We start from the raw sequence: 17,919 nt of genomic DNA, 5'->3' as shown, positions 1-17,919 counted from the left end.
CGTTCGGACCTCTCGTCGTTCGGCGCACGCTCGGCGTTAGCTGAAATTTGGGGACAAAAAGTGGTCAGCGGAAGGCGAAACGTTCCGGCCGCGAGAAGCGATGGAGTTCGACCGACCAAGGCACGGGCGCGGAAATCGACACTCCCGGCGTCGTGTCCGGTTTGCTGGCTTTGCCCGATGAGTCGTGTTGGTCGGCTGCTGCGCACGGGCTACTACACCGCCGGTTACGGGCGGCGGTTCCCCGGCCACGACCGCGTCGAGCGGTTCGTCCGCGACTTCGAGGCGCGGGAGGCCAAGGGGGACACGCCCCGGGAGCGGGCCGCGTGGGACGCGCAGTACGCCAGGGGCGAGTGGGACCACCTGGCGGGGCTGGGCGAGCAGGCGCACTACGCGGTGATCGTCGGGTATGGGACGTTCTTCGCGCCGGGTGGCAGTGTGCTCGACGTCGGGTGCGGTGAAGGGGTGCTGCACAGCCGGTGGCTGCCGCACGGGTACGAGCGGTACGTCGGGCTCGACATCTCCGAGGTGGCCGTGCGGAGGCTGGCGCAGCGGGTGGACGAGCGCACGGAGTTCCGGGCCGCCGACGCGGACACGCACACGCCGGACGGGAAGTTCGACGTGATCGTGTTCAACGAGAGCCTGTACTACCTCACCGATCCGCTGGCGGCGCTCGAACGGTACGAGCGGGCGCTCACGCCCGACGGCGTGGTGATCGTGTCCATGTTCCTGGGCTCCCGCCGGTCCCGCGCCATCCTCGGTGCGGTCCGGCGGGAGCGCCGGGTCGTGGACTCCACGCGCACCACTCAGGGTGCGACGTCGTGGGAATGCCTTGTGCTCAAACCCCTTCAGCCCGCGTAGTGCACGTCCGGCCACGGCGGGGTGGCCATGCCGGCACCGATGTGGAAGCTCGGGTGCGGGGGCTGGTTGTAAGCCGTGTTCTGCCACGCGATGGCGACGCGGTACATCGGGTCGTGCATCAGCGTCGGGATGCGGCGGTCGGTTTGCGCCGGCGTGCTGTAGATGCGGAGCGCGCGGTTGTCGGTCGTGGGCCAGATGACCTCTTCGCGCCAGTCACCGAGGATGTCGCCGGAGAGCGACGGGGTGGACTTGGTGCCGTTGTTGGAGTGCACGTCGGCCGCGGTGAGCAGGCGGGTGTCGGCGGAGGTGCCGTACTTGTCGACGTGCGTGCCGTCGAGGAGCTCGCGGGTGGGGTCACCGTCCCACCACAGCAGGAAGTTCGCCGAGGACGGTTTGCGGCCGACGGCCTGGCCCCTGGTGTCGCGGAGCTGGCTGTCGGCGCTGGACCAGGACTCGGCACCGGGGCTGCCGGGGTGGATGTCGCCGGAGACGCCGCGGCCGTTGTCGCCGGCGGCCGGGGTCTGCCAGAGGACCTGGCCGGTGCGGGCGTCGGCGAACCAGGACGCGGGTTTGCTGGCGTCCTCGGAGACCTTGTAGTACTCGAGGCCGGGGCGGGACGGGTCGAGGTCGCCGAGGTGGGCGGCGTCGCCGTGGCCGAAGCGGGTGTTCCAGAGGCCGCGGCCGGTGTCGTCCACGACCGCCGCGCCGTAGACGATCTCGTCGCGGCCGTCGGCGTCCACGTCGCCGATGGTCAGCGAGTGGTTGCCCTGGCCCGCGTAGGCGGTGTTGCTGTTCGAGTCGAACGTCCAGCGCTTCACGAGCTGGCCGCCGCGGAAGTCCCAGGCGGCGATCACCGAACGGGTGTAGTAGCCGCGGGCCATGATGAGTGACGGGCGGGCACCGTCGAGGTAGGCGGTGCCCGCGAGGAAGCGGTCGACGCGGTTGCCGTAGCTGTCGCCCCACGAGGACACGGTGCCGCGCGGCGGGTCGTAGCTCACGGTGGACACCGCGGCACCGGTGAGGCCGTTGAACATCGTCAGGAACTCGGGGCCGCTCAGCACGTAGCCGTCGCTGTTGCGGTAGTCGGCGGAGGCGTTGCCGATGACCGTGCCGCGGCCGTCACGGGTGCCGTCCGCGGTCTTCATCGCGATCTCGGCACGGCCGTCGCCGTCGTAGTCGTACACCTGGAACTGGGTGTAGTGCGCGCCGGAACGGATGTTGCGGCCCAGGTCGATGCGCCACAACCGGGTGCCGTCGAGGCGGTAGGCGTCGATGAACGTGTTCCCGGTGACGCCGGCCTGCGAGTTGTCCTTCGCGTTGTCCGGGTACCACTTCAGGAAGATCTCGTACCGGCCGTCGCCGTCGGCGTCGCCCACGCTGGCGTCGTTCGCGCTGTACCCGCCGGCCGGCGCGGAGATCGGCACGTCGAGGTAGCCTTGGGCGAACGACAGCGACGCCGGGGACGCGGGTTGCTCCACGCCGCCGGCGACCGCGCGCACGGTGTAGGACGCGCCCGCCGGGCCACCGGCGTCGAGGTAGTTCGTGGACGCCGTGACCGGTGCCGAGGTGAGCCTGGTGCCACCGCGGTACACGTGGAACCCGGTGTCGCGCGCGTCGCCGGCGAGCAGCCGCCAGCTGACCAGGTTGCCGCTGCCCGAACGGACGCTCACGACACCGCGGTCCAGCCGCTCGACCTGCTTGCGGCCGGTGGGGTCACCGGGCTCGGGTGCGGGAGTGGTGGTCGTGGTCGTCGTCGTGGTCGTCGTCGGCCCCACGCCGCCCGTGCACACCACGCCGTTCAAGGAGAACGACTCCGGCGTGCCCACCTCCGAGCCGGACACCGTGCCGTTGAACCCGAACGACGCCGTGCCACCGGTGGGCACAGCGCCGTTCCAGTCCACATCGGACGCCGTTACGCTCGCGCCGGACGCCGTGAACCGCGCGTTCCAGCCCTCGCCGTAGCGCTCGGAACCGGGGAACGTCCACGCCAGGCTCCACCCGGTCACCGGGTCGCCCAGGTTCGTGATCGTCACGTTCGCCGAGAACCCGCCCTGCCACCGGTTCTGCACCACGTAGTCGACTTTGCAGCCGGGGGCCGCCACGGCCAGTCCCGCCGCCGCGACACCCCCTGCCACCACACCGAGAGCCGCCGCCACGGCACCCACGCGCACACCAACGCTGCTGAGCACGTCTTCTCCCTCGAAGTCCGTTTTCTGGGAGCGCTCCCAGAAACCTGCCGTGCTTCATGACAGCACCGGACCGGAGAGGGGTCAAGGGCGGAAACGGGCCAACGCACCGCGCGAACGGCTTCTTTCGGTAAGCGCTTTCCACCCTTCACGGCGACGTGTCAGCACTTCACCCAGTAGTTCGGCGCGCTCTGCCGGACGCTGCTGGTGACGAACGTGTTCCACAGCCCGAGCGCCTGGTTGGAGCCCAGCGCGTAGGTCTGTCCCAGGTTCGCGTAAGCGCGGCCGGCGGTGGTGTGCGCGTAGTTGCTCGCGGTGACGCACTCCGACCCGGGTGACGTGGTGGTGGTCGTGGTCGGCGTCTGCCCGCTGGTCAGCGCCTTCACCATCGCCACGACGGCGGCCATCTGCGGACCGGACTTCAGCGGGTACGACGCGGACTGGTAGCCCCACCAGTCCCAGCACCCCCGCGGGTTGCCGGTCATCGTGGTGGCCTGCGGGTACAGCACGATCATGCGGTTGGTGTCGGCGTACTCGTTGAGGTAGCCCTTGTCCATCAACGCGTTCCCGACGAGCCCGTGGTACTGGTAGCAGCCGTGCAGGGTGACCATCAGCTTGCACGGCCCCGTTTCACACGCCCGCGGCACGTACGCGAACCCGTCACGGCCCAGGCTGATCGCCGCCGCGTTCCCGCCGGGCGCGTACCGGCCCTGGTCGAACTGCACGAGCTTGCCGGTCAGCGACGACGCGGGCGCGGCCACCGACCCGAACAGGTGTCCGAGCATCTCGCGCACCGGGTCCGCGGTGCCGCAGTTGTTGACGTACGGCGAGGCCGTCGAGCCGCAGCTGTTCGGTCCGATCGGGCTGACCCACGCGTGCCCGGCGGCGGAGGTGTTGTCGTACGCCACCCTCGCACCGAAATCGCGGTAGTAGGTGGCCAGGTCGTCGTTCACCGCGCGGGCGACGGTCTGGTCGGCGCTGCCGTGGAACAGCCACACCGGGTCGCCGGACAGGTTCTCGGGCGGGTCGACCGTGCCCGCCGACGCACGGGTCCTGGTCAGCTGTTCCAGCTCGGCGGGCGTCTTGCGCGGCTGGTAGGTGTCCATGCACGCGTTCAGCGCGGTGGTGAGGTTGTTCTGGGCGCAGTCGTAGGGGCCCGCGGAGAAGATGCCCGCGCCCTGGAACACCCCGGAGTAGGCCACGTGCAGCTGGTTGGCCATGAAACCGCCGGACGACAACCCGCTGACGTACGTGCCGGTGACGTCGTAGCGGGCGAGGGTGCCCGGTTGCGGCGCGGGGACCGCCGCCAGCGAGATCGACAGGGACGCGGCGGCCAGGCCGGTGGCCGCCGCGAGTGCCAGGAACACGTTCCCGAGTCGCATGTGTTCGCCTCCGTCGGTGCAGGCAGGGACATGACGACCCCAGTGAAGACCCGGCAGGACGAGCGCACCACGTGCGCGGCCACCACCTCGTGCCGCCGTCCGCCGTGGACCCGCACCATTGCCCCGGCCGGCCGGAGCTCACATGGCGGCGAGCGCAGCCACCGTGGCCGCGACGATCCGGTCCTGCGCCTGGTCCCTCGGCACCGTCGGCGTCCCGTCGCCGGGCTGGTCGCCGTAGTCGCCGAAGAACGCGTGCACGGCGCCCGGCACGACCTCGAACCGGGTGTCCGCCGGCAGCCGCCGCCGCGAGTCGGCGACGTCCTGCGGGGTGGTGAACCCGTCCCGCTCCCCCGAGATCGACCACGCCGTCAGCCCTGCCCGCCCGGACAGGTCGCCGACCGGGTACGACGCCCACAGCACCAGGCCGCGCACCGAGCTGTCGGCGAGCACGTCCCGTCCGGCGGCCACACCGCCCAGCGAGTGCCCGCCGACCGCCCACACCGGCACCTCGGGGTGGGCGGCGCGCACCGGTGCCGTGTCACCGGCCAGCAACGCCATGTTCAGCGGCTCGCGCACGACCACCACGAGGAACCCCTGTGCCGCAACGCGTTTGAGCAACGGCAGGTAGGCGCGGTAGTCGACGCGGGCACCGGGGTGGAACACCAGCCCGGCGCGCACGGCACCGTCCGGCCGCAGCACCGCGGCGTCGTCCTCCACCCGCGTGGCCGCGAACGGCTGCAGGTACACGGCGGGCGCGACCAGCACCACGGCGAGCACCACCACGAGCCACGACGGCACCTTCCGCCACAGCGCGAGCCCGCCGCCCACCACGGCCACCGCGCCGAGCAGCACCGGCTGCGCCGGGTGCCCCGCCGTCAGCGGACCCCAGCCCGCGACCAGGAGCACCAGCGGCACCACCAGGCAGGCGGTCCCGGCCAGCCGCCGCGCCCAGGTCACGACCGGACCAGCGCGGCCGCGCGGACGCCGGCCCAGATCAGCAGCGCCAGCACCCCCACCAGCAGGTACTCGATCAACGGAATCCGCACCACCTCGTCGATCCGGTCGAGCCCGCGCCACGAGTACACCGCGAGCGCCGCCACCACGAACGTCCCGCCGATCCACCAGCGGGTGCGGGCGCTCAGCCCGACGCCGTGCATCTGGGTGAGCACGAAGATCGCCACGAACCCGAACAGGAACATCGGCCACACCCCGTCCGGCCCCGAGTTCATCACCGCGACCAGTGTGCCGTGGATCGCGACCATCAGTTCGAGGGTGAGCGTCCACCACCGGTTCGTGTGAGCGCGGCTGAACATCAGGCTGCTCTGCACCAGCAGCAGGAACATGTAGAAGAAGCCGATGAGGTGCCCGCTGGTCGACTCCATCGGGTGGTACCAGAAGGTGTAGATCGCGGCCCAGCTGAACAGGTAGCCGTGGTAGCGGCGGGCGAACGACACCACCTGCGCGGAGATCGGCGCCGACCAGGTGAGCACCAGGCCGCGGCGGCGGTTCTCCATCAGCAGCACCCAGACCAGCAGCAGCACGACGGAACCCTGCGAGCTGAAGATCGACACGTCCTGCGCCAGGCCGTCGTAGAACAGCTGCGTCTGCACCGCGTGCAGCGCGATGAACCCGCCGTTCGCGGCCAGCGCGATCACGTTGATCCGGTGCAGGCCGTCGGTGTAGCGCCGCACCCTGGTCTGCGCGAAGTGGATGAGCCACCACGACACCAGCTGGTGCGCCGCGTAGCCCAGCCAGGCGGACGCCCTGGTCCAGGAGGTGGGGCCGGGCAGCTTCCAGTAGTACCAGGACGCACCCTGGTCGGGCAGCAGCTCGACCCCGTGCAGCCGCTGACCCAGCAGCCACACCAGGCCCGTGAGCAGCGCACTCGCCGCCACGCCCCACACCAGCACCCCTCGGGAGGAGCGCCGCACATCGTTCAGCATGCTGAGCATTATGCACGGTTCGTCATGATATGTTCAGCGCACTGAGCAACTCGGGAGGCAGCGCGGTGGCCCGATATCTGTTGCGCGTCAACGGTGAACGACACGAGGTCGACGTCGAGGGTGACACTCCCCTGCTGTGGGTGTTGCGTGACGAACTGGGGTTGACAGGGGTCAAGTACGGGTGCGGGGTCGGTCTGTGCGGCGCCTGCACGTCCCATGTGGACGGTGAGGCGGCACGGCCGTGCGTGCGCACGACCGCCGACAGCACGAGAACGCGGATCACCACCATCGAAGGGCTCTCCCGCGACGGCGACCACCCCGTGCAACGGGCGTGGCGCGAGCTCGACGTCGCCCAGTGCGGCTACTGCCAGCCGGGTCAGGTGATGGCCGCGGCGGCACTGCTCGCGAAGAACCCCGACCCGGACGACGCGGCGATCGAGGAGGCCTTGCGCGACAACGTCTGCCGCTGCGGCAGCTACCCGCGCATCCGCGCGGCGGTGCGCCGGGCGAGCCGGCTCATCCGCGAGGAGGACCGGTGATCAGCAGGCGGACCCTCCTGCGCGGTGCGGGAGCGGGAGCACTCGTCGTGGCGGTGCCGGTGCCGGCACTCGCGCAGGAGAGCTCCGAAGGCGCCACGGGCCTGGTGCCCACCGTCTTCGTGCGGCTGGACGACAAAGGCCGGATCACGGCCACGGTGCCACGGCCGGACACGGGCCAAGGCGTACGCACGGTCGTCGCGCTGATGGTCGCCGAAGAGCTCGCGGTCGACGCCGACGACATCACGTTGGAGCAGGCGCACGGCGACACGGAACGGTTCGGCTCGCAGGCCGTGGCGAACTCGTCGTCGGTGCGCCAGCTCGCCACGCCGATCCGCACGGCCGCCGCGACCGCGCGCTGCCTGCTGGTCACGGCCGCGGCGCAGCGCTGGAAGGTGCCGGTCGCCGAGTGCACGGCGAAGGACGGCACCGTGCGCCATCCACGCCGGGGCCGGCTCGCCTACCGGGCCCTCGTCCGCGCCGCCGCCGCACTCGACCCCGCCACGGTGCCGGTCGAGCTCACGCCGCCGGAGGAGTGGCGGCTGCTGGGCAAGACCCGCGGTGGCCGCGTGGACGCCCGCGACATCGTCACCGGTCGCACCCGGTACGGCATCGACGCCCGGCCGGCCGGCGGGTTCGTCGCGGTCGTGCTGCGCCCGCCGTGGCTCGGCGCGGTGCCGGACGCGGTCGACGACACCGCGGCCCGCGCGCTGCCGGGCGTGGTCGACGTGCTGACGCTGACCGCACCCGCCGAGGGCCAGGGCGGTGTGGCGGTCGTGGCGAAGTCGACCCACCAGGCGTTGCGCGGCCGGGACGCGCTGCGGGTCACGTGGCGCGGCGGCACCCCCGCGGCGGACAGCCGCGCGTGGCTCGCCGACCTGGAGGCCGCCCTCCCCGCGCAAAGCCCGATCGACGGCGTGCAGCGCGTCTACCGGATGCCGTTGCTCGCGCACGCGCCGATGGAACCGATGAACGCCACCGCGCACGTCCGCCCGGACGGGCTGACGGTGTGGGCACCGACGCAGGACCCCGGCGGACTGCGCACGCAGCTGGCCCGCCAGCTCGCGATCCCCGCGACGTCCGTGCGGGTGGAGGCGACGGCGTCCGGCGGCGCGTTCGGGCGGCGCATCGAACCCGACCCCGTGCTGGAGGCCGTGGCCTGCTCGCGGAAGGTGGGTGCGGCCGTGCAGGTGCTGTGGACCCGCGCCGACGACATGCGCAACGACTCCTACCGGCCGATGTCGGTGCACCGGATGACCGCGCTCGTCGGGCCCGACGGCCTGCCCACCCGGCGCTCGCACGAGGTCGTGACCTGGCCGTTGACCGTACTGCCGATGTTCGCGAACCCGGCGTTGATCAAGGCGAGCGGCGACCACTTCCCGTACACCGTGCCCGGAGACGTCGTGGTCGGCGTGCGGCCGGCTCCGCTGCGGACCGGGTTCTGGCGCGCGGTCTACGCCGGGCAGTTCCTCTACGCCGAGGAGAACTTCCTCAGCGAGCTCGGCGCGCGGGCCGGTCTCGACCAGATCGCCCTGCGCAGGGCGCTGCTGCCGGCGGGGTCTCGGTTGCACCGGCTGCTCGACACCGTCGCCGAGAGGTCCCGCTGGGCGAAGTCACCCGCACCGGGCACGGCCCGCGGTGTCGCCTGCCACGAGGACTACGGCTCGGCGATCGCGGTGGTCGCCGTGGCCGAACCGGGGTCGCGCCGGGTGCTGCGCGTGCACGCCGCGGTCGACGTCGGCGTGGCCCTGCACCCGTCCGGTGTGCGGGCACAGGTCGAGGGGTGCGTGGTCGACGCGGTGTCCACTGTGCTCGGTGCGCAGATCACCGTCCGGGAAGGACGCGTCGTGGAGTCGTCGTTCAGCGACTACCAGTGGGCGCGCATCGGGCAGACACCCGACGTCGACGTCACGATCGTGCAGTCGAACGCCCCGCTGGGCGGTCTGGGCGAGCTGGCCTACCCGCCGGCGGCCGCGGCCGTCTCCGCGGCGCTCGCGGCCGGTGGCCCGGTCGCCGGCATGCCGTTCGGGACCGACGTGGGGTGATCGGGCGGGTCTGGGATGATGGGGTCGTGGCCGAGGGAGACGAGCTGGCGGTGGCGCACCGCCCGGACCAGGTGGGCGCGGACGTCGCCTCCTGGCCGACCGGCAGGCTCCTCTCGGTCGCGGCCCGCGTCGTCGAGAAGCGGTTCGACGACTTCCTCGCCGGCCGCGGCCTCACCCACGCCGGGATGATCACGCTGCACCACCTCGCCGACGGGCCGCGCTCGCAGCGCGAGCTGGCCGTGCTGTGCCGGGTCACCGACCAGACGATGAGCCGCACGATCGAGCACCTCGACCGCGGCGGCCACGTCGTGCGCAGCCAGGACCCGGCCGACCGCAGGCGCACGTCGGTGAAGATCACCCCCGCCGGTCGCCGCGCGCTGGCCGCCGCCCGCCGGGAGGAACGCGAGTCCGACGCGCTGCTCGGCGCGGTCGACGACTACGAGCACTTCCGCCGCCAGCTGATCGCCCTGATCGCGGCGGCCACTTCGACCACACAGGACTAGTCCGTGCGCTTCGCGGACGAATTCGCGGAGAAAGTTCTTGCAACGCTTCCCGGTGCGCGGGTCGGCCTGGTACGACCATGGGGAACCCCTGCAACCTAGGAGACAACGTGGTTTCCTCGGCTCTTCGCGTCCTGGTCACGGCCGTGCTGGCCGTGACGCTGTTCGCACCGGTGCAAAGTTTTGCGGCACCGCCGGGCAACAGGGACGTCACCGTCACCCTGTTCCAGTGGCCGTTCGCCCGCGTGGCCTCGGAGTGCACGAACGTGCTGGGCCCCAAGGGCTACGGGTACGTGGAGGTGTCCCCCGCCACCGAGCACGTCCAGGGTCCCCAGTGGTGGACCACCTACCAGCCGGTCAGCTACCGCATCGCCGGACGACTCGGCGACGAGAACGCGTTCAGGAACATGATCTCGGCCTGCCACAGCGCGGGCGTCAAGGTCATCGCCGACGCGGTGGTCAACCACATGAGCGCGGGCTCCGGCACCGGCACCGGCGGCACCAGCTACTCGAAGTACAACTACCCCGGCGTGTACAGCGACTGGGACTTCCACTCGTGCCGCTCGCCGATCAGCAACTACCAGGACCGCTCCAACGTCCAGAACTGCGAGCTGGTCGGACTGTCCGACCTGAACACCGGCAGCGACTACGTGCGCGGCGCCATTGCCGGGTACCTCAACCGGCTCATCGCGATGGGCGTGGACGGGTTCCGCATCGACGCGGCCAAGCACATCGCGGCCGCCGACCTGTCCGCGATCAAGTCGAAGCTGACCAACCCGAACGTGTTCTGGGTGCACGAGGTCATCTACGGCGCCGGTGAGGCGGTGCAGCCGGGCGAGTACACCGGGTCCGGTGACGTGGACGAGTTCCGCTACGCCTACGACCTGAAGCGGATCTTCACCAACGAGAACCTGGCCTACCTGCGCACGTTCGGCCAGTCGTGGGGCTTCCTGCCCAGCGGCCAGGCCCGGCCGTTCGTGGACAACTGGGACACCGAGCGCAACGGGTCGACGTTGACCTACAAGGACAACTCGACCTACACACTGGCGAACGTGTTCATGCTGGCGTGGAACTACGGCGCCCCGCAGGTCTACTCCGGCTACGAGTTCAGCGACAAGGACGCGGGCCCGCCCGGTGACTGGGCCTGCTACAACGGCGGCTGGAAGTGCCAGCACGCGTGGACGCAGATCGCGAACATGGTGGCGTTCCGCAACACCGTGGCCGGCACCGACGTGAACAACTGGCAGGACAACGGGTACGACCTGATCGCGTTCGGGCGCGGCAGCAAGGGCTTCGTCGCGATCAACCGGGAGACCTTCGCGGTCACCAGGACGTTCCAGACCGCCCTGCCCGCCGGGAGCTACTGCAACGTGCAGGAGACCGGCTGCGTGCGCGTGACGGTCGACTCGAACGGCCGGTTCACCCACACCCTCGGTGCGGGCACGGCGCTCGCGCTGCACGTCGGCGCGAGGTAGGCCGGGGTGGTGCCCGCCGCGGGAGCCGCGGCGGGCACGACCTCAGGAACCGCAGGACTCCCTGACCACCAGGCGGGTCGGCAGCACCACGGGGTCCTCCCGGCCGGAGCCGGTGATCATCGCGAGGATCGCCTTGGCCGCCGCGACGCCGAACCCCGGCTTGTCCTGGGCGACCGTCGTCAGCGCCGGTTCGACCAGCGCGGCGACCTCGATGTCGTCGAACCCGACGATCGCCAGGTCGTGCGGCACCCGCAGACCGGCGGCGCGGGCGGCGAGCAGAGCGCCGACCGCCATCTCGTCACTGGCCGCGAACACCGCCGTCGGCGGGTCGTCGAGCGCCAGAAGTCGTTGCATCGCAACCGTTCCGCTGGTGCGGTAGAAGTCGCCGGCGACCACGTACTCGTCGCGCGCCGGCAGACCGGCGTCCTGCAACGCCGTGCGGTAGCCCGCGACCCGGTCCCGCGAGGGCTGGTTGCCGGGCGGACCGGTGATCGTGGCGATCCGGGTGTGGCCGAGCCCGGCGAGGTGACCGGTCGCCATCCGCGCGCCACCCGCGTTGTCCGACGTCACGTAGGTCGCCCTGGGACCGTCGACGGCCACGTCCAGCGCCACGCACGGGACACCCGACTGCGCGAAGGCGGCGAACGCCTCGGCGTCGGACCCGCTGTCGATCAGGACCAGCCCGCCGAGGTGGTGGCGGCGGGTCATGTTCACGTAGCCCACCGGGTCCGCGAGCGACGCGCCGACCTCGCGGGCGTCACCGCTGGTCGCGAGCATCAGCAGGTGGTAGCCGTGCGCGCTGAGCGCCGACTTCAGCCCGATCAGCAGGTCCTGCAGGTACGGGTGCCGCCAGCCGGGCCTGCGGTGGTCGGTGTCCCAGACCAGCCCGATCATCGTGGACTGCTTCGTCGACAACGCCCGCGCGGACTCGTTGGGCTGGTACCCGAGCTCCTTCGCGACCCGCAGCACGCGTTCACGCGTGTCCTCGTTGACCGTTCCCGGCTGGTTGAAGACGCGCGACACCGTCGCCACGGACACACCGCAGAGCTGGGCGATCTCACGCCCGGTCGGCATCGTCGGCCTCCGTTTCACCGTAAGCGGTTACATCACCGTACGAGCAGCACTTCTCCTAGTCAAACGGGTGCGGGAGTTGATCTGTTTATCATCTCGTTACTTGACGTACACCGCGTAACCCCGTTGTCATAGGCGCCACACCTCTTCGGCCGGCAGTTCCGCTCAATCGTCGGCCCATCCGCACCGGAACCACTTTTCTCTTCAGCGCGCCCAAAATTCGACGGAGGCCTGTACATGCGCCCCAAAGCACTCGCCCTCGGCTGTGCCGTGCTGGCGACCGCCGTGGTGCTCAGCGGTTGCGGCAGCAGCACCGCGGGCGGTGGCAAGACCAAGCTGTCCATCGGGTTGTTCGGCAACTTCGGTTACGCCGAGCTGCTCAAGGAGTACGCGGCAGCGCACCCGGACGTGGAGATCACCGACCGGACGGCGTCCTACTCCGACCACCACAAGAACCTCGCCGCGCACCTCGCCACCAGCAGCGGCACCGCGGACATCGAGGCCGTGGACACGGGTTACATCAACCAGTTCAAGGCCACGCCGGACAAGTTCGTCGACCTCAACACCAAGGGCGGTGACCAGCTGAAGGACCGCTGGCTGCCGTGGAAGTGGGAGGGCTCGCTGTCCAAGGACGGCAAGCAGATCGGCTACGGCACCGACGTCGGCGGCCTCGCGATCTGCTACCGCCGCGACCTGCTGCAGAACGCCGGGCTTCCCGCCGACCGCGACCAGGTCGCCGCGCTGTGGCCGACCTGGCAGGACTTCATGGCCGCGGGCAAGAGGTTCCAGGAGAAGGCGCCTGAGGGCGTGAAGTGGTTCGACGGCGGGCCGACCGTGCTCAACGCGATCGTCGGCCAGGCGTCGGTGGGCTACTACGACAAGTCCGACAAGATCGTCGTGGGTGAGAACAAAGAAATCAAGGACGCCTGGGACCTCGTCGTCGACGGCGTGAACTCGGGTCTGTCCTCGAAGCTGCTCTTCTCCACCCCCGTCTGGAACACCGGGTTCAAGCAGGGCCAGTTCGCGACCGTGACCTGCCCCGCGTGGCAGATGGCCAAGATCAAGGACCAGGCCGGTCCCGAGGCCGCGGGCAAGTGGGACGTCACGTCCGTTCCCGGCGGTGGCGGCAACTGGGGCGGCTCGTACCTCACGGTGCCGAAGTCGGGCAAGAACGTCGACAAGGCCGTCGAGCTGGCCGCGTGGCTGACCGCGCCCGAGCAGCAGGCGAAGGTGTTCAAGAGCGCCGGGCTGCTGCCGTCGATCCCGAAGCTCTACGACGACCCGTCGATCGTCGACTTCAAGAACCCGTACTTCAACGACGCGCCGATCGGCAAGCTCTTCACCGACGCCGCGAAGAAGCTGAACCCGCAGTACCAGGGCCCGAAGGCCGGTGACATCCAGACCGCCATCGGCAACGCGATGCAACGCGTCGAGCAGGGCAAGCAGAACGGCGAGGAGTCCTGGCGCCAGTTCGTCGGCGACGTCCAGAAGTGACGGGCTGACCCATGACCTCGATGGACCGGACGGCCAGAAGGCACCGGTGGGACACGAAGTTCGCGCCCTACGGGTACGTGGCGCCGTACTTCCTGATCTTCGGTGTCTTCGGGCTGTTCCCCCTGCTCTACACCGTCTGGGTGTCGATGCAGCACCGCAACCTGCTCGACGAGGGCGGCGCGTACGTCGTCTGGTTCGACAACTACGGCAAGCTGCTCGCCGACCCGTACTTCTGGAACTCCATGGGCAACACGCTCAGCCTGTGGCTGCTCACGACCGTGCCGCAGATCCTGTTCGCGTTGTTCATCGCCCAGCTGCTCAACCGCAAGGTCCGCACCCGCACGCTGTTCCGGATGGGCGTGATCCTGCCGAACATCACCTCGGTGGCGGCGGTGACGATCATCTTCGCGCAGCTGTTCGGCCGGGACTTCGGCCTGGTCAACTGGGTGCTGGGGCTGCTGGGCGCCGGTCAGGTCGACTGGCAGGCGGGCACCGCCACCTCGCACATCGCGATCGCGGTGATGGTGGTGTGGCGGTGGACCGGCTACCACGCGCTGATCTTCCTGGCGTCGATGCAGGCGATCCCGTCGTCGCTGTACGAGGCGGCCACGCTGGACGGCGCGAGCGGCCGGCAGCAGTTCTGGCGGATCACGGTGCCGCTGCTGCGGCCGCAGATCATCTTCTCGACGATCATCGCGACCACCGGCAACATGCGCCTGCTCGCCGAGCCGCTGCTGTTCAACCCCGGTGCGGCGGCCGCGACCGGCGGCTCGGACCGGCAGTTCCAGACCGCGGCGCTGTACCTGTACGAGCAGGGTTTCACGAACTACGACTTCGGCTACAGCTCGGCGATCGCGGTCGTGCTGGCCATCGCCACGATCATCGTCGCCGGGATCGGTTACCTGGTGACCAAGCGGATCCGGACGGAGTGACCCCATGACCGCTGTGCTGGAGCGTCCCGCACCGGCGCGCCCCACCGGGCCGTCGGCGCGGGCCCGCCGGCTGGCCCGGCGCGTGGCCGGTCCCTGGACCTACGCCGCGCTGATCGCCGTGCTCGCCGGGTCGGCCTTCCCCGTGTACTGGTCGTTCGTGGTGTCCTCGCAGACACCGGACGCGATCGACAGCGTGCCCCCGGTCCTGGTGCCCGGCGGCCACCTCTTCGAGAACATCGCCCGCGTCTTCGACACCACCGACTTCGCGCTGGCGCTGATGAACTCGATCATCGTCGCCGGCACGGTCACGGTGTCGGTGGTGCTGTTCTCCACGCTGGCCGGGTTCGCGTTCGCCAAGCTGAAGTTCCGCGGCCGCAACGTGTTGCTGCTGCTCATCATCGCCACCCAGGCGATCCCGACCGAGCTCGGCATCATCCCGCTCTACATGATGATGGCCGAGTTCGGCTGGGCGGGCGAGATCCACGCGGTGATCGTGCCGGGCCTGGTGACCGCGTTCGGCGTGTTCTTCATGCGCCAGTACTTCGAGCGCGCGATCCCGAACGAGCTGCTGGAGGCCGGCCGGATGGACGGCTGCCACTCGCTGCGGCTGTTCTGGCACGTCGCGCTGCCCGCGGCCCGCCCGGCGGCGGCGGTGCTGGGGCTGTTCACGTTCATGCAGGCGTGGAACGACTTCTTCTGGCCGCTGGTGGTGCTGGTGCCGGAGAACCCGACGGTGCAGACCGCGCTGTCCACCTTGGCCAGTGGCTACACCACGGACTACACGCTCGTGCTGACCGCCGCCACGATCGGCACGGTCCCCGTGCTGGCCGTGTTCCTGTTGTTCGGCCGCCAGATCGTCGGCGGCATCATGTCGGGCGCCGTCAAGGGCTGACCCCTCGCAGAGGAGACAAGCAGTGAACTTTCCGGCCGGCTTCCGCTGGGGCGTGGCGACCTCGGCCTACCAGATCGAGGGAGCGGCGGCCCTCGACGGCCGTGGTCCGTCCATCTGGGACACCTTCGCCGCGGTACCCGGTGCCGTCGCGAACGGTGACACCGGTGACGTGGCCGCCGACCACTACCACCGGTGGGCAGAGGACGTCCGCCTGCTCGTCGACCTCGGCGTCGACGCGTACCGCTTCTCGGTGTCGTGGTCGCGAATCCTGCCCGAGGGCCGCGGCCGCGTCGAGCAGCGCGGCCTCGACTTCTACCGCAGGCTCGTGGACACGTTGCGGGACAACGGCATCGAGCCGTTCGTCACGCTCTACCACTGGGACCTGCCGCAGGCGCTGGAGGACCGCGGCGGCTGGCGGGTCCGCGACACGGCCCTGCGGTTCGCCGACTACTCGGCGATCGTGCACGACGCGCTCGCGGACGTCGTCAGCAAGTGGACCACGCTGAACGAGCCGTACTGCTCGTCGGTCGTGGGCTACGCGGAGGGCCGGCACGCACCTGGTGCCCGCGAGGGCCACGGCGCCCTCGCCGCCGCCCACCACCTGCTGGTGGGGCACGGTCTGGCGGTGGAGGCCATGCGCACCAACGGCGTGCCCGGCCAGGAGTTCGGCATCGTCCTCAACCAGTCGCCGACCGTGCCGGTGAGCGACTCGCCCGCCGACGTGGCCGCGGCCACCCGGCAGGACGTGCTGCTGCGCCGCCAGTTCACCGACCCGCTCTTCGGCGGCACCTATCCCGAGGAGATGACGTCGATGTACGGCGAGCTCACGGACTTCTCGTTCCGCCACGACGGCGACCTGGCGGTCATCGGGCAGCCGCTGGACTACGTGGGCCTGAACTACTACTACCGGCTGCACGTCGCCGACGCACCGCACCGCGAGCCCGACCCGGCCAAGCGCACCGCGCACGACATCGGCGTCGACACGACCCGGCTGCCGGACGTGCCGCGCACCGGCATGGGCTGGCCGGTCGAACCGGTCGGGATCACGACCGCGCTGAGCGACCTCAGCGCCCGGCACCCGCAGCTGCCGCCGATCTACGTGACGGAGAACGGCTGCGTCTACCCGGACACCGAGGACCTCCAGGACACCGACCGGATCGCGTTCCTGGAGGGCCACATCGCCGCGGCGCTGGCCGCCGGCGTGGACCTGCGCGGCTACTTCTGCTGGTCGCTGCTCGACAACTTCGAGTGGGCGCACGGCTACAAGCACCGGTTCGGCCTGGTCCACGTCGACTACGCGACCCAGCAGCGGACCCCGCGCGCCAGCTTCCACTGGTACCGCGACTTCGTCGCACGGGCGCGGGGCTGAGAGCGCCCGGCGGCACACCCCGGCTTCCGGGCTGCGATCACGCGGTACTTCGACGAGGTCGTGGACCGGCTCGCACGCGAGGGGGCCGACGCGCGCAGGTCGTGCTGGAACTGTCGCCGACGCACCCGAGGCGCGGTCAGGTCGTGACCGCGCCGGGGTCCGGTGCCGCGCCGGCGCGACGACCTCGGCGGGAGCAACGGCCCGGCCGGGGTCCGGTGAGCCGTCACGGCACGAGGCCGGCGGCGTTCGTGCAGTAGGCCCAGAACGCGGCGATGTCGGCACGCCGTTCGGCCGTGGTCGGCAGGTAGTGCGTGGTCCGCTCGCGCCGGTCGTGCCAGAACCGGCCGGTGCGCGGGACCGGGCTGGTCGCGGCCAGCCACACGACGGTGTCCGCGCCCTCCTCCGCGGTGCGCAGCAACGGCCGGGTCAGCCGGTGGAAACCGGGCAGCGAGCTCGCGACCCCCGGTGTGTCGGCCCAGCCGGGGTGCATGCCGTGCACGCCGATGCCGCCGGCCCGGTACCGCTCGGCCAGCACGGGGACGAGCGCGACCTGCATCCGCTTGGTCCGGGCGTACGCGGTGGCGCCGCGGTACTCGCCGTCGCGGTACTCGGGGTCACCCGCGCGCAGCCGCTGGGTGTACATGCCGCCGGAGGACACGAACACGACCCGCGCGTCCGGTGAGGACACCAGCAGCGAGCGGAGCAGCTCGGTCAGCAGCAACGGCCCGAGGACGTGCGTGGCGAGCGTCAGCTCGTGGCCGTCGACGCTGGTGGCGCGCTTCGCCGGCATGGTCCCGGCGTTGTGCACCAGCACGTCCACGCGGTCGAACTCGCCCAGCAGGTCGCTCGCGAACCGGCGCACCGAGGCCAGGCTCGACACGTCGCACAGCCGCACGAAGACCACGGCGCCGGGAACGGCGGCGATGATCTCGTCCCGCGCGGCCCTGCCCTTGACCTCGTCGCGCACCACGAGCACGACCGCGGCGCCGAGGCGGGCGAGCCCGAGCGCGGTGGCCTTGCCCAGTCCCGTCCCCGCACCGGTCACGACGGCGAGCCCGCCGCGCAGCGCACCGGGTTCGGGGTCGGTCGCGGGCCAGCCGGCGCGGCGCAGCCGGTAACCCCACCGCGAGTAGCCGGGGACCACGAGCCGGTCCATCGCGCTGTCGAGCACGCCGGGCAGTCCGCTCACCGGTTCCTCCTCCGCTGCCGTCCCGTGGTGGTTCGGTGCGCGGGGCC

At 71.0% G+C, this 17,919-nt stretch carries 15 protein-coding genes; 9 read left to right on the top strand and 6 right to left on the bottom strand.

The genetic code is table 11. From position 1 onward, the window contains the following. Positions 1-177: 177 nt before the first annotated feature. Positions 178-858, top strand: a complete 681-nt coding sequence (locus ACZ7CH_RS05445; RefSeq protein WP_470368709.1) for a class I SAM-dependent methyltransferase — start codon at positions 178-180, stop codon at positions 856-858. Here ACZ7CH_RS05445 and ACZ7CH_RS05440 read toward each other — a convergent pair. The 4 genes from ACZ7CH_RS05440 to ACZ7CH_RS05425 all read right to left on the bottom strand — a co-directional run bounded on the left by ACZ7CH_RS05440 (position 846) and on the right by ACZ7CH_RS05425 (position 6,369). Then, positions 846-3,047 (bottom strand): rhamnogalacturonan lyase family protein, encoded by a 2,202-nt coding sequence (locus tag ACZ7CH_RS05440; protein WP_470368710.1) that lies wholly within the window; start codon positions 3,045-3,047, stop codon positions 846-848. The two genes, ACZ7CH_RS05445 and ACZ7CH_RS05440, sit on opposite strands and share 13 nt — an antisense overlap. A gap of 158 nt (positions 3,048-3,205) precedes the next feature. Further along, the gene (locus ACZ7CH_RS05435; protein WP_470373227.1) at positions 3,206-4,426 is read right to left on the bottom strand and encodes an extracellular catalytic domain type 2 short-chain-length polyhydroxyalkanoate depolymerase; all 1,221 of its coding nucleotides are present in this window, start codon (positions 4,424-4,426) and stop codon (positions 3,206-3,208) included. Between the two features lie 138 nt (positions 4,427-4,564). After that, on the bottom strand, positions 4,565-5,383 hold the full coding sequence (locus ACZ7CH_RS05430) for an alpha/beta hydrolase (protein ID WP_470373226.1): 819 nt from the start codon (positions 5,381-5,383) through the stop codon (positions 4,565-4,567). Further along, positions 5,380-6,369 (bottom strand): hypothetical protein, encoded by a 990-nt coding sequence (locus ACZ7CH_RS05425; protein WP_470373225.1) that lies wholly within the window; start codon positions 6,367-6,369, stop codon positions 5,380-5,382. The genes ACZ7CH_RS05430 and ACZ7CH_RS05425 overlap by 4 nt, the downstream gene beginning before the upstream one ends. A gap of 65 nt (positions 6,370-6,434) precedes the next feature. On the opposite strand from ACZ7CH_RS05425, the gene ACZ7CH_RS05420 reads away from it, so the two are divergent. The 4 genes from ACZ7CH_RS05420 (at position 6,435) to ACZ7CH_RS05405 (ending at position 10,925) form a co-directional block, all read left to right on the top strand. Further along, positions 6,435-6,908 carry a (2Fe-2S)-binding protein gene (locus ACZ7CH_RS05420; RefSeq protein WP_360401579.1) on the top strand — a complete coding sequence of 158 codons (474 nt, stop codon included), beginning with the start codon at positions 6,435-6,437 and terminating at the stop codon, positions 6,906-6,908. Further along, on the top strand, positions 6,905-8,950 hold the full coding sequence (locus ACZ7CH_RS05415; protein ID WP_470373224.1) for a xanthine dehydrogenase family protein molybdopterin-binding subunit: 2,046 nt from the start codon (positions 6,905-6,907) through the stop codon (positions 8,948-8,950). Before ACZ7CH_RS05420 ends, ACZ7CH_RS05415 begins: the two co-directional genes overlap by 4 nt. A 26-nt stretch (positions 8,951-8,976) precedes the next feature. After that, positions 8,977-9,453 carry a MarR family winged helix-turn-helix transcriptional regulator gene (locus tag ACZ7CH_RS05410; RefSeq protein WP_458433498.1) on the top strand — a complete coding sequence of 159 codons (477 nt, stop codon included), beginning with the start codon at positions 8,977-8,979 and terminating at the stop codon, positions 9,451-9,453. Positions 9,454-9,560: 107 nt separating this feature from the next. Further along, a complete protein-coding gene (locus ACZ7CH_RS05405; protein WP_470373223.1) occupies positions 9,561-10,925 on the top strand; it encodes an alpha-amylase in 1,365 nt (454 codons plus the stop codon). Between the two features lie 42 nt (positions 10,926-10,967). Here ACZ7CH_RS05405 and ACZ7CH_RS05400 read toward each other — a convergent pair whose 3' ends face one another. Next, a complete protein-coding gene (locus tag ACZ7CH_RS05400) occupies positions 10,968-11,999 on the bottom strand; it encodes a LacI family DNA-binding transcriptional regulator (protein ID WP_360401996.1) in 1,032 nt (343 codons plus the stop codon). A gap of 234 nt (positions 12,000-12,233) precedes the next feature. On the opposite strand from ACZ7CH_RS05400, the gene ACZ7CH_RS05395 reads away from it, so the two are divergent. The 4 genes from ACZ7CH_RS05395 to ACZ7CH_RS05380 are packed head-to-tail and all read left to right on the top strand — an operon-like array spanning position 12,234 to position 16,683. Next, positions 12,234-13,490, top strand: a complete 1,257-nt coding sequence (locus ACZ7CH_RS05395) for an ABC transporter substrate-binding protein (RefSeq protein ID WP_360401999.1) — start codon at positions 12,234-12,236, stop codon at positions 13,488-13,490. Between the two features lie 11 nt (positions 13,491-13,501). Continuing rightward, on the top strand, positions 13,502-14,422 hold the full coding sequence (locus tag ACZ7CH_RS05390; protein ID WP_360402002.1) for a carbohydrate ABC transporter permease: 921 nt from the start codon (positions 13,502-13,504) through the stop codon (positions 14,420-14,422). 4 nt (positions 14,423-14,426) lie between these two features. After that, complete coding sequence (locus ACZ7CH_RS05385) at positions 14,427-15,314, top strand: carbohydrate ABC transporter permease (protein WP_360402005.1); 888 nt, start codon at positions 14,427-14,429, stop codon at positions 15,312-15,314. A 22-nt stretch (positions 15,315-15,336) separates the two neighbouring features. Further along, on the top strand, positions 15,337-16,683 hold the full coding sequence (locus ACZ7CH_RS05380) for a GH1 family beta-glucosidase (RefSeq protein WP_470368714.1): 1,347 nt from the start codon (positions 15,337-15,339) through the stop codon (positions 16,681-16,683). A 223-nt stretch (positions 16,684-16,906) separates the two neighbouring features. Here ACZ7CH_RS05380 and ACZ7CH_RS05375 read toward each other — a convergent pair whose 3' ends face one another. After that, on the bottom strand, positions 16,907-17,872 hold the full coding sequence (locus ACZ7CH_RS05375) for an SDR family NAD(P)-dependent oxidoreductase (RefSeq protein ID WP_470368715.1): 966 nt from the start codon (positions 17,870-17,872) through the stop codon (positions 16,907-16,909). Positions 17,873-17,919: the final 47 nt, after the last annotated feature.

The organism is Lentzea sp. NPDC037011 (assembly GCF_055607425.1).
Note: the sequence above shows the minus strand (reverse complement) of the source record. Positions and strands in the feature narration are given on the sequence as shown.